General features: G+C 64.4%; 21 protein-coding genes. 7 read left to right on the top strand and 14 right to left on the bottom strand.

Going from position 1 to position 20,094, the window contains the following annotated elements:
* Positions 1-213 precede the first annotated feature (213 nt).
* Together VSR68_RS05555 and VSR68_RS05550 are read left to right on the top strand one after the other, a co-directional pair.
* On the top strand, positions 214-729 hold the full coding sequence (locus tag VSR68_RS05555) for an Ohr family peroxiredoxin (protein WP_342938826.1): 516 nt from the start codon (positions 214-216) through the stop codon (positions 727-729).
* A 34-nt stretch (positions 730-763) separates the two neighbouring features.
* Complete coding sequence (locus VSR68_RS05550) at positions 764-1,150, top strand: DUF3331 domain-containing protein (protein WP_342938825.1); 387 nt, start codon at positions 764-766, stop codon at positions 1,148-1,150.
* Positions 1,151-1,161: 11 nt separating this feature from the next.
* Here VSR68_RS05550 and VSR68_RS05545 read toward each other — a convergent pair whose 3' ends face one another.
* The 8 genes from VSR68_RS05545 to VSR68_RS05510 form a co-directional block, all read right to left on the bottom strand.
* On the bottom strand, positions 1,162-2,175 hold the full coding sequence (locus VSR68_RS05545) for a UDP-glucuronic acid decarboxylase family protein (protein ID WP_342938824.1): 1,014 nt from the start codon (positions 2,173-2,175) through the stop codon (positions 1,162-1,164).
* Between the two features lie 14 nt (positions 2,176-2,189).
* Positions 2,190-3,146, bottom strand: a complete 957-nt coding sequence (locus VSR68_RS05540; RefSeq protein WP_342938823.1) for a glycosyltransferase family 4 protein — start codon at positions 3,144-3,146, stop codon at positions 2,190-2,192.
* Complete coding sequence (locus VSR68_RS05535) at positions 3,136-4,275, bottom strand: glycosyltransferase family 9 protein (protein ID WP_428983459.1); 1,140 nt, start codon at positions 4,273-4,275, stop codon at positions 3,136-3,138. Before VSR68_RS05535 ends, VSR68_RS05540 begins: the two co-directional genes overlap by 11 nt.
* Positions 4,272-5,330 (bottom strand): glycosyltransferase family 2 protein, encoded by a 1,059-nt coding sequence (locus VSR68_RS05530; RefSeq protein ID WP_342938822.1) that lies wholly within the window; start codon positions 5,328-5,330, stop codon positions 4,272-4,274. The genes VSR68_RS05535 and VSR68_RS05530 overlap by 4 nt, the downstream gene beginning before the upstream one ends.
* Positions 5,327-7,078: a carbamoyltransferase family protein gene (locus tag VSR68_RS05525; RefSeq protein WP_342938821.1), complete on the bottom strand. Its 1,752-nt coding sequence runs from the start codon at positions 7,076-7,078 to the stop codon at positions 5,327-5,329. The genes VSR68_RS05530 and VSR68_RS05525 overlap by 4 nt, the downstream gene beginning before the upstream one ends.
* Before the next feature lie 5 nt (positions 7,079-7,083).
* Positions 7,084-8,289, bottom strand: a complete 1,206-nt coding sequence (waaF, locus tag VSR68_RS05520) for a lipopolysaccharide heptosyltransferase II (RefSeq protein WP_428983458.1) — start codon at positions 8,287-8,289, stop codon at positions 7,084-7,086.
* Positions 8,286-8,936 (bottom strand): HAD family hydrolase, encoded by a 651-nt coding sequence (locus VSR68_RS05515; RefSeq protein WP_342938820.1) that lies wholly within the window; start codon positions 8,934-8,936, stop codon positions 8,286-8,288. The genes waaF and VSR68_RS05515 overlap by 4 nt, the downstream gene beginning before the upstream one ends.
* 80 nt (positions 8,937-9,016) lie before the next feature.
* Positions 9,017-10,309: a glycosyltransferase family 1 protein gene (locus VSR68_RS05510; protein WP_342938986.1), complete on the bottom strand. Its 1,293-nt coding sequence runs from the start codon at positions 10,307-10,309 to the stop codon at positions 9,017-9,019.
* 307 nt (positions 10,310-10,616) lie between these two features.
* Here VSR68_RS05510 and VSR68_RS05505 point away from each other — a divergent pair, with 307 nt between their 5' ends.
* Complete coding sequence (locus VSR68_RS05505) at positions 10,617-13,322, top strand: ATP-binding cassette domain-containing protein (RefSeq protein WP_342938819.1); 2,706 nt, start codon at positions 10,617-10,619, stop codon at positions 13,320-13,322.
* Positions 13,323-13,334: 12 nt separating this feature from the next.
* Here the strand turns inward: VSR68_RS05505 and VSR68_RS05500 are convergent, their stop codons facing one another.
* The 4 genes from VSR68_RS05500 to VSR68_RS05485 all read right to left on the bottom strand — a co-directional run bounded on the left by VSR68_RS05500 (position 13,335) and on the right by VSR68_RS05485 (position 15,699).
* Positions 13,335-14,318, bottom strand: coding sequence for a glycosyltransferase family 2 protein (locus tag VSR68_RS05500; protein WP_342938818.1), 984 nt, complete (start codon positions 14,316-14,318; stop codon positions 13,335-13,337).
* Complete coding sequence (locus VSR68_RS05495) at positions 14,318-14,551, bottom strand: DUF2795 domain-containing protein (RefSeq protein WP_090868762.1); 234 nt, start codon at positions 14,549-14,551, stop codon at positions 14,318-14,320. The genes VSR68_RS05500 and VSR68_RS05495 overlap by 1 nt, the downstream gene beginning before the upstream one ends.
* A gap of 119 nt (positions 14,552-14,670) precedes the next feature.
* The gene (locus VSR68_RS05490; RefSeq protein WP_342938817.1) at positions 14,671-15,219 is read right to left on the bottom strand and encodes a DUF4142 domain-containing protein; all 549 of its coding nucleotides are present in this window, start codon (positions 15,217-15,219) and stop codon (positions 14,671-14,673) included.
* A 237-nt stretch (positions 15,220-15,456) separates the two neighbouring features.
* Positions 15,457-15,699: a hypothetical protein gene (locus VSR68_RS05485; RefSeq protein WP_342938816.1), complete on the bottom strand. Its 243-nt coding sequence runs from the start codon at positions 15,697-15,699 to the stop codon at positions 15,457-15,459.
* A gap of 166 nt (positions 15,700-15,865) precedes the next feature.
* On the opposite strand from VSR68_RS05485, the gene VSR68_RS05480 reads away from it, so the two are divergent.
* Positions 15,866-16,429, top strand: a complete 564-nt coding sequence (locus VSR68_RS05480) for a hemerythrin domain-containing protein (protein WP_342938815.1) — start codon at positions 15,866-15,868, stop codon at positions 16,427-16,429.
* 71 nt (positions 16,430-16,500) lie between these two features.
* Here VSR68_RS05480 and VSR68_RS05475 read toward each other — a convergent pair whose 3' ends face one another.
* On the bottom strand, positions 16,501-16,776 hold the full coding sequence (locus tag VSR68_RS05475; RefSeq protein WP_342938814.1) for a hypothetical protein: 276 nt from the start codon (positions 16,774-16,776) through the stop codon (positions 16,501-16,503).
* Here VSR68_RS05475 and VSR68_RS05470 point away from each other — a divergent pair.
* Both VSR68_RS05470 and VSR68_RS05465 read left to right on the top strand, forming a co-directional pair.
* Positions 16,763-17,155: a hypothetical protein gene (locus VSR68_RS05470; RefSeq protein WP_342938813.1), complete on the top strand. Its 393-nt coding sequence runs from the start codon at positions 16,763-16,765 to the stop codon at positions 17,153-17,155. The two genes, VSR68_RS05475 and VSR68_RS05470, sit on opposite strands and share 14 nt — an antisense overlap.
* A gap of 235 nt (positions 17,156-17,390) precedes the next feature.
* Entirely contained in the window at positions 17,391-17,561 is a 171-nt protein-coding gene (locus VSR68_RS05465) for a hypothetical protein (RefSeq protein ID WP_342938812.1), read from the top strand.
* Positions 17,562-17,646: 85 nt separating this feature from the next.
* On the opposite strand, the gene VSR68_RS05460 is transcribed toward VSR68_RS05465, so the two are convergent.
* Complete coding sequence (locus VSR68_RS05460; protein ID WP_342939002.1) at positions 17,647-17,805, bottom strand: hypothetical protein; 159 nt, start codon at positions 17,803-17,805, stop codon at positions 17,647-17,649.
* A 98-nt stretch (positions 17,806-17,903) separates the two neighbouring features.
* Here VSR68_RS05460 and VSR68_RS05455 point away from each other — a divergent pair, with 98 nt between their 5' ends.
* Positions 17,904-19,913 carry a protein-L-isoaspartate(D-aspartate) O-methyltransferase gene (locus VSR68_RS05455; protein ID WP_342938811.1) on the top strand — a complete coding sequence of 670 codons (2,010 nt, stop codon included), beginning with the start codon at positions 17,904-17,906 and terminating at the stop codon, positions 19,911-19,913.
* Positions 19,914-20,094: the final 181 nt, after the last annotated feature.

Below are 20,094 nucleotides of genomic sequence, written 5' to 3'. Positions count from 1 at the left end.
GGGCGGCGCGCGAGCCTACGATGCTTCACATACGGAGCACATACGGAGCGCGCAATTCGCAATTGGCGATTCGCGCGCAGTAGCGGCGTCGTGGCCGCGCACAAGCTCACAAGGAAAGTGAATGAAGATCGTAGTGACCGGCAGCATGGAACTGATCGGCAGCAAGGCCATCGCGCCAAGCGGCAGTCACAGCTTGAACGGATGACGCGCGCCGTGACCGCATTACGTCCACCGCCATTGACGATGCTCGACAAGTACAGCGGTAAAGACGCTCGAACGCTGTACTCGGCGAAGGTCTGCGTGACGGGCGGCGATGCGGGTCATGGACGCGCGTCGGGCATCGTGCGTTCCGACGACGGCAATCTCGCGATCGAGTTGCGCTTGCCCGAAGCGCTCGGCGGACCCGGCGGCGGCGCGAACCCCGAGCAGTTGTTCGCGGCTGCATACGCGGCCTGTTTTCACGGCGCGTTGAGCCTGCTTGCAACGCGGGCAGGCGTTCCGGCTGCTGATGCATCGGTGGAGGTCACAGTCGAATTCGGCCGTGACCCCGTCGATGGCCTGTTCCTGCTGGCCGCCAATACGCGCATCCGCTTGCCGGGTGTCGAGCGCGCGCTGGCGGAGCAACTGGTGCGCGACACGGAACGCCTTTGCCCGTACACGAAGATGGCGCGGCAAGGCATCGAAAACGTCGTCGTGCTCGCGCGGGCGGATGGCGCTGACGAAGCGTAACGCCGCGCGTGCGCAGCAGCGAAGGAGGTCGAACATGAACGGTTGTGATCCGTGGTCTCAGATCGTTGGCTGGTTGCGCGGGCAGGCTCCCGATATGCGAGAGTCTCGCGAACTCTGTCGTCCGGCGCGGGCCCCCGTTGCGAACGCAGCGTCGATCGATCGCATCGAGCGGCAGACGACGTCGACAATACTCGTTTCGTGGAGCGACTCGACGTTCGGCCGGTATCGGGATCAGATGTGGCGGGCAGGCTTTGCGCGCACGTCCGGCGTCTGCGGGCTGACGGGCGCGCCCGTGCGGCGCGGCGATCCCGTATTCCGGCCGCTCGTTCGCGCAGGCGCGAAGCCGTTGAACGCGCTCGACATGATTCTCGCCGCCACGCTGCAAAGAGAATGGAGCAGCCTATCCGCCGACGGGCATTGAATGCGCGAATGCTACGGCTGCATCATCGACGCCGTCGCGCCAGCATCGCGCGCAACGTGACGCGTGCGCGGCGTCGCGCGTAGCAGCGCCGAAAAATAGCGGATCGTCGCGTCGAGCCCTTCGTTCAGCGACGTGTGCGGCTCCCACGCCAGCAACTGTCTTGCACGGCCGATATCCGGCTGCCGATGCCACGGATCGTCTACAGGCAGCGGGCGAAACTCGATGACCGACGACGAACCCGTCATCTCGACGATCCGTTGCGCGATCGCGAGCATCGACACTTCGTGCGGATTCCCCAGATTGACGGGTCCGTTGGGATCTTCGTCAAGGTTCATCAGCCGGATGAACGCATCGATCATATCGTCGACGAAACAGAACGAGCGTGTCTGCGAGCCGTCGCCATAGACGGTCAGCGGTTCGCCGCTCAGTGCCTGGATCACGAAGTTCGACACCACGCGTCCATCGGCGGGATGCATGCGCGGTCCATATGTGTTGAAGATGCGCGCGATGCGAATATCGAGCCCATGCTGCCGCCGGTAATCGACGAAGAGCGTTTCCGCGCAGCGCTTGCCTTCGTCGTAGCACGAGCGCGGGCCGATGGGATTCACGTGGCCCCAGTAGTCCTCCTTTTGCGGATGCACGCGCGCGTCGCCATAGACTTCGCTCGTCGACGCCTGAAAGATCTTCGCCTTCACGCGCTTCGCGAGCCCCAGCATATTGATCGCGCCGTGCACGCTGGTCTTGGTCGTCTGCACGGGATCGTGCTGATAGTGAATCGGCGAAGCGGGGCAGGCGAGGTTATAGATTTCATCGACTTCCACGTATAGCGGAAATGTCACATCGTGACGCATCAGTTCGAAGTTCGCGCAGTCGAGCAGATGCGCGATGTTGTCCTTGGTGCCCGTATAGAAGTTGTCGACGCACAGCACGTCGTGGCCTTGCGCGACGAGCCGCTCGCACAGATGCGAGCCGATAAATCCGGCGCCTCCCGTCACGAGAATGCGTTTGCGCGATATCTCTTTCATCGTCGTGCTCCGTGTCAGGCCGTGACCTGCGTTAGCGTGTCGTGCCAGCCCTGCACGAAACGGTCGATATGAAAACGTTCGAGCGCGGTGCGCCGCGCGTTGTCGCCCAGCGAGCGCGCGAGCGCCGGATCGCGTATCAGCGTGTGCATCGCATCGGCGAGCGCGTCCGTGCTGGTGTCGATGAAGCCGTTTTCGCCGTTGCGGATCACCGTCGACAACTCCGTCGTCGCAAGGCCGACGATCGGCATGCCGATCGTCATCGCCTCGACGATAGCGAGCCCGAGGCTCGTCCAGCGGATCGGATTGAAAAAGAAGCGGTAGCGCGCGATGAACGCGGCAAGCTCGAGATTCGAAATTTCACCGATGCCGCCGCAGCTTTGCGCATCCATGCCGACGAGATCGAGCGGCACGCGCGAGCGCAGCTGCGTGAATACATCGCAGCCGAGGCGCCGTCCGCGCTGCGCAAGATGATTGACGACGACGATCCCGGATTCGCGCTCGCCGCTATACCGGACGCCCTCGGGCACGACCACGCCATGCTCGATGACGCGCGTCGGCGTCACGCCGCAATCCCACATCAACTGGTTGAAGTGCGTGACATGGACGAGCAGCGTATCGGGATCGTCGACCCAGTGCCATTGCTGATAGGGGTTCTCCATCGGCGGATCGTGCTCGACATAGATGCGCGGCAAGCGGCGCTGCGCATCGGAGAGCACATGCTCGCGGTCATGGTCCCAATGCTGGCGATGCTGATACAGCACGACGTCGAATTCTTTCGACGCCACGTCGTCGATGCTCACCTCGTGCACGTTGTCGCCCCACGGCAGCGTGCCGTTCGCGCCCGCATAACCCGGCGGATTGCCGGGCCTGGTGACGAGATAGAAATCGTGCGGCGCCTGCGTGAGGTAGTACAGATAGTTGCCGTGCACATGCCAGGTCAGCACCCGCAGTCGGCGACAGCTATGCAACATGGCGCACCTCCTCATCAGCAGACGGATCGGAAGCATGGGCCGCGTGCAACGTGCAGGGCGCGGCCGGATTCGCATCGCGGTCGAGCGCGAGCATGTCGCGCGCTGCCTGCACGACATCCGGCACGGCGATGTTCAACGCGCACTCGTGCCCATAAGGACACACGCGAAACGCGCACGGACGGCAGTGCGGATAGTCCGCGAGCACGCGATGCCGCTCGCGATCGAGTGGCGCCCAGCGCCGCGTGTCGCTGCCCGACGCGACGACGACACTCGGCGTGCGCATCGCGGCCGCGATGTGCGACATGCCTGTGTCGTTGCAGACGACGAGCCGCGCGCGATCGACCAGTGCCGCCAGCGAGCCGAGCGAAGTCGAGCCCGCCAGATGCAGCGCGGGCGCGGCCATCAGGCCGAGCACGGTGGCCGTCAACTCCGCCTCTGCAGCCGTGCCCGTCACGGCGATCTGCCAGCCGTCGGCAGCGAGCGCATCGGCGACTTGCGCGAAGCGCGCGGCGGGCCAGCGGCGCGACGGCAATTGCGCGCCTGGGTGAATCAGCACGAGCCGATGCGCGTCGATCCCTTGCGCGGCGGCGAGCGACACATATTCGGCTTCGTCCCGCGCAGTCAGATCGAACGAGAGCGCATCGCTTTCGCACGGCGCGCCCATTGCATTCGTCAGCGCGAGATAGCGATGCGGCTCCGGCAGCATGTCCGGCCATTCGATAAAGCAGCCCGGGCGCGCAATCTCGCCGGGCTGCACGAAGCCCGCATACGCGCGCGCGCCGAAGCGGCACACGATGTCGTTCGCAATGCCGCCGCTGCCGTGCAACTGGATCGCGAGATCGAACGTGCGCTGCCGCATCGCGTCGATGAACGCGGGCAGCGCGCTGTCGTCTTCGCGCCGTTCGGGAAAGCCGGTTGCGCCCGGAAAAACGATCAGTTCGTCGAGCAGCGCAGGGTATCGGTCGACGAACACCTGAGCCCACGGCAAACCGATCAGCGCGATATGCGCACGCGGCGCCGCGCGCCGCAGCGCGCGCAACGCGGGAACGCTGCACAACATGTCCCCGAGTTGCAGCGCGCGAAAGATCACGATGCGTTGCGGGGCGAGTCGATCGATGAAGGAACTCACAGGAAGAACACCTTGTAACGGATCGCGCCGCGCAGGCGCCAGTAGATCGAAAGAAACGGAATGAGCATCGACGTCCATGCCATTTCGGCGATATGCGGAAGATCGCGTCGCGTGCGGCGCAGACGCGCGACGCAGAAGCTCGCGGTCAGCAGCGCCCATAGGGTCAGCGCGGCCGCTGTGAGCAGTCCGTGCCCCGTGAGCGCCGCGAAGCACGCGCACAGCATGCTCGCGACGATCGCGTAATAGAGGTGCGGCGGCCCCGCATCGATCCGCTGCCGGTACAAAGCGGGATGCTTGCGAAACAGCAGCGCTTCGAACTGGCTCTTCTTCTGCTGCGCGAGGCTCACGCCCCAGCGCGCGGGACGCACGGGATGCACGACGACGGCATCGTAGGCGCGCACGATGCGGCCGCCCGCCTGCATCACCGCGAACTGCAAATCGGAGTCCTCGCGCCATGCCGATGTGAACCGCTCGTCGAAGCCGCCCATTGCGGCGAGCCGCGAGCGGCGCACGAACGCATTGGCGGTGGCGAACTCGGCGTGCGAGAGGCCGCTCGCATCGAGTTCGTAATCGCTGGGCGTATCGGGCAGCGGCACGGCGATCGTGCCCGAGGCAGCGTCGGCGCCCGTCGCGAGCGCGGCGGCGCCCGCCGTGAGCCAGTGCGGATCGGGAATCGTATCGTCGTCGGTGAAGGCGATCAGCGGCGAGCGGGCCGCGCGCCAGCCCGCGTTGCGCGCCCCCGCTGGCCCTTGCGTCGCCCGCACGGGCACGTAGCGGACCGTGAGCCCGCGCGCCGACACCTGATCCGCGAAACGCTGCACCGTCAATTGCGTCGCGTCGTCGGGGCCGTCGTCGCACACGATGATTTCATAGCGATGCACGTCGAAGTCCTGCACGGCCAGCGCGTTCAGGCAGACGATGAGCAGCGCGGGCCGTCTATAAGTGGGCACGACTACGGAGATATCGCACTGTGCGCAGTCGGCGCCCGCCGCGCCCGCCCCGGCGTCATGTCGCGCGGAGCCGTGATCGAAAGTATCGAAGCTGCGCGCATTCATGTCGCCGACTCCGAACGCGCCGAGCCCGCCTTTTCGATGATGAACGGCCCGATCACGAGGGCATCGAGCGGGGACGTCCAGAACGATTCGACGGCATCGCGCGGCGAATTGACCATCGGCTCGCCGCGCGTATTGAACGACGTATTGACCAGCACGGGCACGCCCGTGCGCTGCCGGAACGCGTCGAGCAGATCGTAATAGAGCGCGTGCTGCGCGCGGTTCACCGTCTGCACCCGAGCGGTGCCGTCGACATGCCGCACGGCCGGAATGCGCGACGCCTGTTCATCGCGAACATCGAACACGAACAGCATGAAGGGCGCGCGCTGCCCGCCGACGAACCATTGCGCCGCGTGCTCTTCCATCACGACGGGCGCGACGGGGCGGAAATCTTCGCGGTCCTTGATCTCGTTGAGCCTTGCCTGCATGCCCGCATCGACCGGCGACGCGAGTATCGAGCGGGCGCCCAGCGCGCGCGGCCCGAACTCCGTGCGCCCCTGATACCAGCCGATCACCTTGTTGCCGGCGAGCATGTCGGCGGCTTCGTTCACGACATCTTTCGCGCGCCGATACGGTATCTTCGACCACTTCAGGAAGCGCTCGATTTCATCGTCTGCGTAGTCGGGACCGAGGTACGCGTGGTCCATGATCCAGTGGCGCGTGTTGTCGCCGCGCTCGCGATAGTCGGTCCATAGCGCGGCGCCGAGCGCGGTGCCCGCATCGCCGGCGGCGGGCTGAACCCACACTTCGTCGAATGGCCCCTGGTCGCGAATCTTCGAGTTCATCACGCAGTTGAGCGCGACGCCGCCCGCCATGCACAGCCGCGTCAAACCCGTCCGCCGATGCAGCCAGCGCGCGAGATGCAACACCGTTTCCTCCAGCACGCATTGCAGCGAATGCGCGATGTCGAAGTGGCGCTGCTCCAGCGCGGCGCCCCGTTCGCGCGGCGCGCCGAAGCGTTCGACGAGACGCGGCGCATCGACGGTGTACGTGCCGTCCTGTCTCACCTTGACGATCGCACGGAACTGATCGACATAGACGGGCTTGCCATACGACGCGAGCGCCATCACCTTGTACTCGTCGGATGAGTGAAGAAAGCCGAGCCATGCCGTCACGGCTTCATACAGCAGCCCCAGCGAATGCGGCAACTCCACCTGACGCAGCCGCGTGTACCTGCCGCCGACGAACTGCCCCATGCTCGTCGTCACGCCTTCGCCACGGCCATCCATCGTCAGCACGGCCGTATCGTCGAAGGGACTCGCGAGAAAGGCGCTCGCTTCATGCGCGAGATGGTGATCGACGAAGTGCCACTCGAAACAGTCGTTGCGATCGATGCCTTTGAATCGCTTCGACAGATGATGCGGCGCGCCGTCGAGCAGTTGCCCTTTCGCGTTCGCGATATAGCTCAGAAAGAGCGGGTCCCACGGCGACTCCGACGGGTTTTCGATAATGGATTGCGCGGGATCGAACGGAAGCGCGATCGTCGCTTGCGGCTCCTTCGGCATGCCCGCGAACAGCGCGGGATCGTAAGAGTACGCGACGTGATCGACGTCCTTCAGCGCGATGCCGGCGGCGCCCAGGCAGTAGTCGATTGCATCGAACGGCAGTTGCCACGTCGAAAAAGGCACGGGCCGCTTCGCGTGCTTGACGTGCGTGAACCGCTCGTCCTCGGCGGCGGCCAGCACGACGCCATCGCGCACGAGCACGGCGGCGCTGTCGTGATAGACGGCATTGATTCCCAGTGTGTACATGAACGTCACCCCGTTTGAGCTGCGATTACATTGGATGCGAGTGGCGCGCCCGACGAGGGCCGGCTCGTTTCGTCGAGCAGATCGAGCGCGGCCATTGCGACTTCGGCGGGCGGGATGCCGCGCAGGCACGCGTGATGTCCCTGGGGACAGACGCTGCGATAGCACCAGCGGCATTCGACATCGTTGAACAGCACGCGATGCGGTGTTTGCCACGGCCCATGCTGCGGATTGGTCAGCGCATACAGATCGACGACGGGCGTGCCGAACGCGCACGCGATATGAACCGGCCCGCTGTTGTTCGACACCACGACCGCCGCTTTTTCGATCAGCGCGGCGAACGCGCCGAGGTCGAACGCATCCGTCAGATCGTGCATGAACGGCCGCGCGGACGGGCCTGCGGCATCGATCACGGCGCGTACCAGTGACGCTTCGCTTTCGCTGCCCGTGACCAGCACGTTCATCCCCGTCGCGCGAACACACTGCGCGGCGGCCGCGCCGAAGCGTTCGGCGGGATAACGGCGCGACTCGGCGCTCGCACCGGGATGAATGACGATGAAGGGAACGTCGGCATCGATATGTCGCCGGGCGAGCGTCGCGGCCAGTGTCCTGCGATCGAGTTCGTGCAGACGCATGCGCATGCGCGTGTCATTCGTGCTCGCTCCAACGGCCTGCACGAGCGTCAGCTGCCGTTCGACTTCGTGCTGCGTGCCTTGTTCCGGCTCCGTCTCGCGCACCCAGTCGTTGAGCAGCGCATACGGGTTCTCGCGGCAACGCGCGAGCCGGTGCCGAATGCCCGCGAGATAACACATCGTCGCGGCGGGCAACGGGTTCTGGCTGTAGACGGTGAAGATCACGGCGGCATCGAATCGCCGTTCTTCGAGCAACGCGCGTATGGCCAGATCGGCGGGATGCGAGCGCGGCGGGCGTGCGCGCGACCACGGCGCTTCATAGTGGATCACGTCGTCGATATCGGGCAGGAAGGGCGCAAGGGCCGCGCCGGCCGACGAGGCGAGCATCGTCAGGTGACGCCCGGGGCACGCGGCGCGCAATGCGTGAAAGGCGGGCGTCGTCATCAGCACGTCGCCGAGATTGTCCGTGCGCACGCAGAGGATGCGCTTGACGTCGTCGCCCCACGGCGCGAGCGCGCGCGATGCCGCGACGCTCGCATGCGCCGCGCCGGGCGGTGGAAGCAGCGCGAGACTCTTCATCATGCCGCCTGGCCGGACAGATCGGATGCGCTCGCACTGCATTTTTCGTGGTACTGCAAGATCATCAGCGCCGCGCGATGGAGGTCGCGCGCATAAGCGGTCGGTACGCGCGTTTGCGTGTGGCGCCATACCGTCTCGTGACCGTTGTCGAGCAGGATCGTCTTGCAGCCCGCGACGTTGCCCGCCTCGACGTCATCGAGTATGTCGCCGACGAACCACGACGTGCCCAAGTCGATGCCGTGCTCGCGGGCGGCCCTCAACAGCATGCCCGGCGCGGGCTTGCGGCAGTCGCATGACTGCGCGTAGGTCGGCACGCTGCCTTCGGGATGGTGCGGACACCAGTACACGCCGTCGAGCGTCGCGCCGCACGACGCAAACATCGCGCGCAGCTTCGCTTCGACGACATCCAGCGCGCCGATATCGAAGCGCCCCAGCGCGACCCCGCTCTGATTGCTGATGACGATCAGCTTGAACGGACAGCACGCGAGCGCGCATAGCGCTTCGCATGCGCCGGGCGCGAAACGCATCTGCTGCGGATCGACGTTGTACGGTACGTCCTCGAGCAGCGTGCCGTCCTTGTCGATAAAGACGGCCGACTGATGTGGATTGACAGACGGCTTGACGTGCGACATGCGGGAGGGCGTAAGCATTGCAACCTCGGCTGGATCGGATATCGGATGTGACTCGACGTGGGGAAGATGAGCGGACGCTATTCGGACGTTGTGCGTCGCTATCCGGCCGCGCCGCCCGCCGCCGAGCGCAGCGCCTCTGTCGATTCGCTTCGGGCAAAGACCGTGTTCACGTCGGCGACGCGCCGGTAGATGTCCGTCAGCGAGTCGGCCACGCCGCTCCACGTGAACTCCGCTTGCGCGCGCGCGAGCCCTGCTTCACCCATCCGGCGCGCAAGCTCGGGATCGCGTTGCAGCGTGGCGAGCTTCATCGCGAGCGCGGCGGGGTCGCGCGGCGGCACGAGCCAGCCGGTCTCGCCGTGCTTCACCGAATGGCGGATGCCGCCGACGTCCGCGCCGATCACAGGCGTGCCGCATGCCATCGCCTCGACGGGCGTGATGCCGAACGGCTCGTACCACGGCGTCGTCACGAATACGTTCGCCGCGCTATAGAACATGCGCAGACGCCGTCGTCCGCGACGGCCGACGAAGACCGTTTCGTTCGCAATCTGTTCCTGAGTCGCGATGCCGCGCAGCCGCGCGATTTCGGGCGTGGCGATTTCATTCGGCGCGTCGGAATTGCCGCCGACGATGTAAAGCCGCGCATCGATGCCATGTTGCATCTTGAGCGCGCCGACGCCGCGAATCACGTTGTCGATGCCCTTGCGCTGCACGATGCGCCCGAGCTGCAACACGATGAACCGGTCGCGCGGCCAGCCTAGTGCATCGCGCGCGGCGTCGCGGTCCATCGGATGAAATTCGTCGGCGTCGAAGCCGCAAGGCACGATGTCGATGCGTTCGGCGTCCGCGTGATACAGGTCGATCAGATCGGCTTCGTCTTGCGGACACTCGGCGATGATCGCGTCCGAACGCCGGACGAGTTCGTCCTCGATCGCAAAGCGCTCGTCGGGAAAGCCGTCGTCGGTGCCCTGATGAAGCCGGCGCACGCGTCCGAGCGCATGAAACGTCGTGACGAGCGGCACGCCGAGCGCGCGCCTGACCTTGAGGCCAGCCAGCCCGGACATGAAGAAGTTCGCGTGCATCACGTGATACGGCGTTTTCTCGCGGCGGAAAAAGCCGATCAGAAAGTCGGCGAACGCGCCCATGTACGGCAGCAACTGCTCCTTGGGCAGTTGCAGCGGCGGGCCCGCCGGCGCATGGATCACGCGGATTCCGTCCATGTTCGAGATGGACGGCAGCAACGCGCGGTCGCGCCGCGTGAAGACGTCGACCTGATGGCCGCTACGCTGCAGCTGTCTTGCGACGTTCGCGACATAGATGTTCTGTCCGCCGCTGTCGACGCCACCCGCAACGGCAAGGGGAGACGCGTGTTCGCTGATGATGGCAATCTTCATCGTGATCCCTTTTGGTTCCTTCATGGCCCGTGTGCTGATGGACATAGGGCAGTTGATCGGAATGGCGCTGCTTCTTCGCAATCGCAGTTGAGCAGTGCGTACCTTCGTTTCAGCATGCGATGTGCCGCTGGGTGAGAACGCGCGTTTCCATCGTTGCGCTCGGGGCGGATGGTTATTTCGTTGAACGCGCATCGCTCGAAGCGCTGTGGCGCGCCCCGAATTACAAGCCTCGTGTAAAAATCGCTTCGCAATGTGGGAGGCCGTTGGGCACGGCGCCGGGCGCACGGCATGCTGGCGGCACAGGACGATGGATACGACTCACGCCAGCCAATCTGTTTCGCGCATCCGAGGTTTGATCGTCGGCGACCTGCTGCGCGCGATGCTCCGCTACCGGACCATCACGGCCGCGTCATTCGCGCTGATGATCTTCGCGAAGCTCTCCGCAGTCGCGATTCCGCTGACGCTCAAACATATCGTCGACGAATTGAGCCACCCGGAATCGCCCGTCGTATTCCCCGTGTTTCTGGTGCTTGCGTATGCGCTGCTGCGCTTTTTCGCCGATGCGCTGAACGAGGCGCGCGACGTGGTGTTCAGCGCCGTCACCCAGCGCACGGTTGCGGATTTCGCCGAGCGGACCTTCGCGCATCTGCATCGGCTCGGCGCGCGCTTTCATGCGCAGCGCGAAACGGGCGGCGTCGTGCGCGACGTGCAGAAGGGCACGGACGGGATCGGCTTCCTGCTCGGTACAGCGCTCTTTTCGATCGTGCCGACCTTCATCGAGATCGGCACGATCGTCGCGATCGTGATGCGCAACTACTCGTGGACCTTCACGATCATCATTGCGGCAACTTTTGCGAGCTATGCGATCTACACGTACATCTTTACGCAGCGGCGTCTCGTCGTGCAGCGCCGCGTCAACGAAATCGAGGCGCAGTCGGACGGGCGGCTCGTCGACAGTCTGCTGAACTACGACACGGTCAGGTTCTTCGCGACGGAAGAGACGGAAACGCGCCGACTGGGCGCTGTGCTCGCGCAATGGGTGGAGGCGCGCATCGCGAACCAGCGCGCGCTCACTACACTGCACGTCGGACAGAGCGCCGTGATCGCGATGGGCATTGCGGCCGTTCTGCTGCTCGCCGTGCAGCATGTGATGACGGGCGCGATGAGCGTCGGCGATCTGGTGCTGATCAACGCGTACATCATCCAGGTGTGCATGCCGCTCAATACGCTCGGCTTCGTGTTTCGCGAGACCAACGACGCGAAGGTCAACGTCGAGCGCATGTTTGCGATTCTTGTCGCGCGCGGCGTGCCGGGCGAGGACGTCGACTTGCCGAACGCGCGGCCGCTCGCGATCACGGACGGCGCAATCGAGTTCGAGCACGTGAACTTCGGCTACGATCCCGCGCGCCAGGTGCTGCGCGACGTGACGTTCCGCGTTCATCCCGGGCACCGTCTTGCCGTCGTGGGCGGCAGCGGCTCGGGCAAATCGACGCTGATCAAGCTGCTGTTCCGCATCTATCAGCCGACGTCGGGCCGCGTGCTGATCGACGGCCAGGATCTGCAAGTCGTCACGCAGAAGAGCCTGCGCGAAGCGATCGGAATCGTGCCGCAAGACACGGTGCTGTTCAACGACACGATTGCGTACAACATCGCCTATGGCAAACAGGGCGCATCGCGCGCCGATGTGGTGCGCGCGGCGAGAGCGGCGCAGCTCGACGAATTCATCGAGCGCCTGCCCGATCACTACGACACGCGAGTCGGCGAACGCGGCGTGCGGCTGTCGGGCGGGGAGCGGCAGCGCATCGCGATTGCGCGCGCGATCCTCAAGAACCCGCGCATCATCGTGTTCGACGAGGCGACATCGGCGCTCGATACCCGCTCCGAGCGCGCGATCCAGAGCGAGCTGAACCGGCTCGCGCAAGGGCGCACGTCGATCTCGATCGCACATCGTCTGTCGACCGTCGTCGACGCAGACTGGATACTCGTGATGGAGCATGGGCGCATCGTCGAACAAGGCACGCACGACGAGTTGCTGCCGCGCAACGCCGTCTACGCGAAGATGTGGGCGCTTCAATGGCAGCAGGGAGAACTGGAGCATCTGCAGCGCAAGGTATCCGCGCAATCGCTGCGCCTCGATGTGGTGATCTCCGATGCAATGGCGCCGCTGCAAGCCGCCATCGCGCAAAGGCACATCACGTGGCGGATGGTCGTGCCACCGGAAGAGTTGCGGGTCACGGGCGATCCAGTCGAACTGCAACAGGCGATCGGCATGCTGTGCCAGAGCGAAATCGAGCAGACGCGCATCGGCGGGCGTGTCGAATTGCGCGTCGAGCGTCGGCAGAATCATGCGTGGATCAGCGTGACGGGCGCGCGTGAGGGCTCCGTTCAGCTCTCGCAGGAAGCCGCGCGAACGATGGAAGCGAAGCTCGCCGCGCTTGGGGGCAGACTCACCGTGATGCCCGTCGACAACCACATCGCGTACGTGATGGTCTTGCCGCTGCGACCCGTTCTCGACGACGATGCCGCGGCTTTGCCGCGCGAAGCGCCGCCGGCCGTCAGCAACGGACGGACGCTCGACATGCAGGCGCCGCTGAAGGACTTGTGCGTGCTCGCCATCGATGATCAGGAAGATGCGCGCGATGCGCTCGAAGCCGTGCTTGACGCGAGCGGCGCGCGCGTGCGACTCGCGGCGTCCGGCGACGAGGCACTGGCCGTGCTCGCCGGCACACCGGCGCAGCAATGGCCGGATGTCCTGCTGTGCGATATCGTGCTGGGCGCGGAAGATGGCTATCAGGTACTCGAACGCGTCAGAGCGTTTGAAGCGCACCATGAAGCGTGTTCTCAACGACGTCTGCCCGCGATTGCGTTGACGGGCTACACACAAACGGACGATGGCGACCGCGCGGCCAGGGCCGGCTTCGCCGCGCATCTGACCAAGCCCATTGCGGCGCCCGCGTTGATCGCCGCGATTCGCGATGTTGCCGACAGACGAGACGAGTCGCTTGCGTCATAAGGAATGGAGAACTTATCGCCCGGTCGTTTCTTCGTACTGTGTCGTGTGCGATTCGCCCGTGTTCGCGGTTTGGACCGGCTGCGGCATCGATTGCAGATTGCGTTCGCGACGCTGGACCACGCGGCGCATCGCAAGCACGCTATCGGGCAAGCGCTTGCGTTCGCGCAGCGCCCAGCGCAGGCCGCGCAGCATCGCACAGCCGTCGTGCCATAGCGTGCGCTCGCGCCTGAAGATCGAGAATGCGCGCAGCGTCCGCGTCAATGCCTCCGCAACAGGAAGACGCATCCATCCGATCCACGCCGCGTTGCGCGCGAGCGTGCGCCGGCGCAACGCGCTGTCGCGTGCCGGCGACGGGTGATGCCTGACCAGAAGCGCGTCGCGATAGACGATCGCGTGTCCATTCGCGAGCACGTCGAGCGCAACGAGTTCTTCTTCGCCGCCGATGAAAAGGCGCGCATCGTAGCCGCCTGCCTCGCGGAACACGGCAGTCCGGAACACGCAGGCGCCCGCCATATAGCCGATGAGCGACGGGCCGGGCAGCGAGCCCGAATCGAGCGGGCTGTGCTGCATCAACAGACACGTCGCGTCTGTATCGCCCGACTCGCCGACTTCGATGCGCGCGTTGAGCACGCCGATTTCAGTGTGCGCGTCGAGCAGTTGCACCGCCTGCTCGAGCGAGCCCGGCTCCCACCATGTGTCGTCGTCGCAGAACGCGACGTACTCGGTATCGACCCATTCGACCGCGCGATTGCGGCCCGCCGCGCCCATGTTGCCCTCGCATTGGACGATGTGTACGTCGGGATAGGTGAGGTCGACCATCAGCACTGTCTCGTCGGTGGACGCATTGTCCGCGACGACGATGGGGGGACGCTCGGGCAGCGCGCGCAGACGCCGCAATGTATCGAGAAGGCGTGAGGCCCGGTTGTGCGTCAGTACGACGACGCTGATGCGCGAGCCCGCACGCCGTTGCGCATCGCTAGAAGCGCTGGCTTGCATCACTGGATGCGCGAAATTTCTTTCGACACCGCCGCCGGACTGTCGTAGTTGTGATCGGGAAGCTTGTCGATCAGATCCACGATGTCCGTGTTCGCGTGATTATGGCGAGCCCGTTCGACGAGCTTCTCGCGCGTGGTCGGATAGTCGACGCCCGAGAGCGCCTTCTGGATGTCGATAGGGTTGGGTTGTCCCGGATGACGTTGATCCTGCGAACGAGCCGGATGCTGTGACATGAGCTTTCTCCCTGGTTATCAACGCAGCGCGGATCGTGTTGCCTGCCGCGATCTGCGAGAAGTTGCATACGCGATGCCAGCCTGTTATTGCGGCCGTTATGCTATCGACGCTGCCGCCGCTACTCTGAAACCCCCTTCTTGGCCGCAAGATCCTGCGCCATCTGATAGTGCTTCTGGATGGTCGGCAATGCGTCTTGCGCCGCCTTCTTCAGCTTCGCGTCCTGGCCGTCCGAGATCTCTTTCTCGAATGCCGCGACGGCTTCCTTGTGGCCTTCGAGGCCCACCTTCGTGATGTATTCCTGATCGAATGCCTTGTTATTGAGTTTGCGCAGCGCGCCGACCAGTTCCGTGTCGGAGTTGTCCTTCGGCACCGTCACGCCATGAGGCGCGGCCATTTTCAGTTGAACGGTCAGCTTGGTGTGATCGAGCATCATGTGATGCGCGAACGACTTCACATCCTTGTCCTGCGAATGCTTGGTGGCCAGTTTGGCCGCGTCGATCTCTGTCGATGACGACATCGACGCCGCCTGCACGAAGTCCTTGTCGGCCTGCGCAAGCGGATTGGCGGATGTGGTCGAAGCGGCTTCCGTTTGCGCCGCGGCTAGCGGCGAAACAGCGAGCGCGCCCGCATAGAGGCTCGTGCAAATGATCGCGTATTTGAGCTTCATCTATTTCCTCCCTGAGTTGTGCATCGAACCTGTCTGGCCGATGAGCGGTTAACTTCATTGAAGACTGGAGCAAGCAGTGAACCGCATGCTCGGCGCGCGTGCTCACGCTTCACGTGGCTGCCCGTTCGAGGTCATCAGATGCCGAACCCGGCGCCTTTGACGATCGCGACTTTGCCTTCGAACCAGTTCACCATCGCGGCCTCCCTGCGTTCACATGGATTGCGATCCATGAACCCTTCACGCTGCAATCGATGTGCCGCTTCGGACGAACGCGCGCGGCGTGACGAATCCGGCAACATCGGCCTGGCGTTTCGATTCGTCCGGCACAGGATTCTTCTCCTGCGTCGATTCGAGTGCGTTTTCCGATGCCGGATGTTTGCTTCTTTCCTTCTCGTCCTTTGCCTGTTGCGCAGCGTCGGCCGGTGGGTTTTTCTTGTGGTGTGTATCCTGTACGCGTGAATGGTCGGAGCGTTGTTTCATGATCTTCCTCTACAGTCAGTGCGTGGTTCGTGACCTTGCTGCTTCGCGCAATCACCGTACCCGTGCGCGAGCGGGCACGCATCGCGGAGACGTCCGGAATGGCGTTTGCTAGACACGTCGATCGACGCCGTGTTTATCTATTAGCGAAATTTTCCAGGAGGCAATCATGAGCGAAGACGCAAACAAGGAACTCGCAGCCGAGGCCGCCGTGGAAAACGCGGCGCACGACGCCATCGAAGTGCTTAAGGCAGACCATCGGATTGCCGAGCAACTCTTCGACGCATTCCACCGGATAGCGGACACCGACCACGAAGCGAAGCGCGCGCTCGTGCAGCGCGCATGCGAAGAACTGACCGTTCACACGCTGATCGAGGAAAAGATTCTTTATCCCGCCGCGTACAACGCGTTGCAGCAGTCAGAGGAAATCGACGTGGATGAAGCCTACGTCGAGCACTTCGTGATGAAAACGCTGGTCGCACGATTCGAATGGCTGAAGCCCGGCGACCGCGGTTTCGATGCGACGTTCGAAGTGTTGTCGGGGATCGTGCGTCATCACATCGAGGAAGAGGAATCGGTTCTGTTTCCCGAGTTGCTCAAGAGCGGTATCGATCTCGTGACGCTCGGCGAGGAACTCGCCACGCAAAAGGAACTGCTGATGAAAAGACTGGCGGCGGCGGGCAGCAAGCTCGCCGGCGACGGTAGCCCCGCGTTCGATCGCGGGGCGAATTGAGCTCAAAGCGAGCTCGAAGTGACCTCGAAGTGACTGCGAACTGACGGGCGGCGCGAATGGACGGGACCGCGTCATCGGCCGTCGTGCTTGCTCGCCTCGAGCGCGGCTTCCACCGATGGCATCTGCTCGTCGCTCGCGTCCACACTGAGCGTGAACCTTGCGCCCGTATCGACGTCTTTAAATCTGCGGTCGTATTCGTCAGGTTCCGAACGTCCCGTTTCGCAGTCGCCCGTCAGGAAGTTGCCGCGCACGCCGCCTGCTTCGTCGGCTTGCGACCATAGCGTCACGCAGTCGGGCGGCACGCCGCAGCGCAGTACGGCGTCGCGCGCCGCATTGGCTTCCGTCAAGGTTTCGATGACTCGGGCGATTATCGGCATATCGGTTCTCCAATCGGTTTGCGTCCTGGTGGTCTACGTCGTGATGGTCTTCATGATCGTCTATCGGCTGGCCCCGGAAGGCACGGCACTTGCACCCGCCGAAGGTCTGCTGGCGACGGGCGCCTCGCTCGATGGGGACGGCATGCTCGCAGCGGGCGCGTTGCCGCTGGCGCCTTTAGCCGCCGCGCTTTGCCCCGGCGTGCCGCTCATGCTCGCCGTGTTGCTCATCACGCCGCTGCTGCCCGAGCCCATGCTGCTGGCGTCGCTGTTGGCATTTTTATCGTCGACCTTTTTGCAAGCGGCTGTGCCGAATGCAAACGCGGCGGCTGCGAGCGCGACAGCGAAATGACGCGCGATGAGTTTCATGTCGGAAGCTCCTTTGCGAACGGTATGGCGCCTGACGACGCGCGCCCGTCCGTATATAGTCGGTATAGCAACGCATATTCCAGCGTTCGCCCCGTCGCGGATGGTGCACATGGGCTCTTTGCGGCGACGTACACGCCGCAAGGAGCGGGCCGCGTTCTTGCAGGTACATGCAGGAGCCGGTTGATCATCGGACTTTAATGACGTCAAGGAGCACTGCGATGAAAGTGAGAGTGACCAATGAGGGTGACACGCCCATCCGCCTGATCGTGGACGGCGACCCGGTGTTGGGTGAGACGATCGAGCCAGGGGCGGAAATGGTCATCGACGGCGAGCTGGTTGAGATTCAGGATCTGGAGCCCGGCCAGGTCTTGCCCGACGACGAAGAGTGACGTGAGCGAGTGACGTGAGCCGCATCGCGTGCAAACGGCGCGCGGCCATTGCATCGGGCGCTATGGAGAACGACGATGCGTCACGTCAGCGAGGCTGTAACTCGCGGACGGCATCCTCCTGCCAGCCGCCGCCAGGCGCCTTGTACAGCGAGACGAGATCGGTGGACCCCTGCATCGTCGCCTGTGCATGTTGCTGGCGGGCCTGCGAAAGCTGGCGCTCGGCATCGAGCAGGTCGTGGCGCACGTAAGCAGCCGAAGTGCTCTCACAAGCGCGACAGTATATTCGGGGAACAGCCGATGCTCGCAATGCAGGTGTATTCATCAATAACGTCCCTGCAAAAAATGGAAGCATTCGATTTCGAGCGGCAGCAAATGGTGGACAGGCAGATCGCATCGCGAGGCGTTCGCGATCCGCGTGTTCTGGATGCGATGCGCACGTTGCCGCGACATGTGTTCGTGCCGGACCACTTGACGGAATTTGCTTACAGCGACACGCCGTTGCCACTAGTGGGCGGTCAAACCATTTCGCAGCCGTTCATCGTCGCGAAGATGATCGAGGCGGCGGAACTGTCGCCGCAAGATCGCGTGCTCGACGTCGGCACGGGGTCGGGCTACGCGGCCGCTGTCGCATCGCGGCTTGCATCGCATGTGGACAGCATCGAGCGCGATACGTCGCTCGCGGCATCGGCGAGGCAAACGCTGTCTGCCAACGGCTTCTCCAATATCGACGTGCATGACGCGGACGGCACGCTCGGCTGGGCTGCGCGCGCGCCGTTCGACGCAATCATTGCGGCTGCGGGCGGCCCGGACGTGCCGCCCGCATGGCGTGAACAGCTCGCGATGGGCGGACGGCTGGTGATGCCGATCGGCGTGCATCGCGAGCGTCAGCGGCTCATCAAGCTCACGCGCAAGAGCGCGACGCAGTTCGACGAAGAGGACCTGGGCGAAGTGCATTTCGTGCCGCTGATCGGCGAGCAGGGCTGGCCGGAGATCGACGATGCGCTCGCCGCATCGCCGCAAGCCGCGCGTACATCGGAGCGCGAGCGATCGCAAGCGATGTCGCTCGCGGGCCTGATTGCGGAGGCGGCGCGTCCGTTGCCCGCATTCGACGATGCATCTTTCGGCGGTGTCTTCGATTTCCTCGCGGCGAAGCGCATCGTGTTGCTGGGCGAGAACACTCACGGCACGTCGGAGTTCTACGACGCGCGTGCGGCGATCACGCGGCGTCTCGTCGAACGGCACGGCTTCGATATCGTCGCTGTCGAGGCGGACTGGCCGGACGCGGCCAGCGTCGATCGTTACGTGCGGCAGCGCGATGGGCGAAGCGACGCGCTTCCATTCCAGCGCTTTCCCGCATGGATGTGGCGCAACGAAGAATTCGCCGCCTTCGTTCGCTGGCTGCGCGGCCACAACGAGCCGCTCGACGCGCGGCAGCGCTGCGGCTTCTACGGTCTCGACATGTATAGCCTGGCGGCGTCGGTGGCGGCCGTGCTCGATTATCTCGATCGCACCGATCCCGAAGCGGCAGCCGTTGCGCGCGAGCGCTACGGTTGCCTGACGCCCTGGCAGAAAGACCCTCAGGTGTATGGGCGGGCGGCGTTCTCGACGGGCTTCAAGACCTGCGAAGATGCCGTCGTCGAGCAATTGCGGCAACTATTGCGCACGCGTCTCGACGACGCGCATGAGGATGCCGAAACCTGGTTCGACGCAGCGCAGAACGCGCGGCTCGTCGCATCGGCCGAGCGCTACTACCGGATGATGTACCGGAGCGCCGCCGATAGCTGGAATCTGCGCGACACCCATATGTTCGAAACGCTTGAGCATCTGCTCGAATCGCGTGGACCCGATGGCAAGGCGGTCGTGTGGGCGCACAACTCGCACATCGGCGATGCGGCCGCAACCGAGATGGGCCGCGTGCGCGACGAACTTAACGTCGGCCAGCTTTGCCGCGAGCGCTTCGGCGACGCCGTCGCGCTCGTGGGATTCGGCACGCATGTGGGCACCGTGGCCGCCGCGTCCGACTGGGACGGTCCGATGCAGATCAGGGTCGTGCGGCCTTCGCGGCCCGACAGTTACGAGCATCAGTTCCATGCATCCGGCCAGACGCGCTGCGTGGTCGATCTGACGGGCACGGCGCATCCGCAGTTGCGCGAGCGCCTGCGGGAGTCGCGACTCGAACGCTTCATCGGCGTCATCTACCGGCCCGATACGGAGATGCACAGTCACTACATGGAAGCGACGCTCTCCGAACAGTTCGACGCGTTCGTATGGTTCGACTCGTCACACGCGATCGCGCCGCTTGCCACGCGCGCCACCGAGCGCGCGCCAGACCTCTATCCGTTCGGCGTCTGAAGTTCGCGTCATCGACGGTCATCGGACGATCGAATCGGCGTGGGTACGCTGCTTGCAGGAAGGGTAGCGTTCGCGCGCCTTTGCGCGCGTCATGGCGGCGATCGAAGCAGGATTGAATCTCGTGACGAGCCCGACAAAGAAGTCCGACGGTGAGCGGCCTGTCGTGATCAAAGGACAGGTG

This window comes from Paraburkholderia phymatum, assembly GCF_038900715.1.
In the GTDB taxonomy this organism is placed as follows: Bacteria; Pseudomonadota; Gammaproteobacteria; order Burkholderiales; family Burkholderiaceae; genus Paraburkholderia; species Paraburkholderia phymatum_A.
The sequence above is the reverse complement of the archived record's forward strand: the minus strand, read 5'-3'. Positions and strand labels throughout refer to the sequence as shown.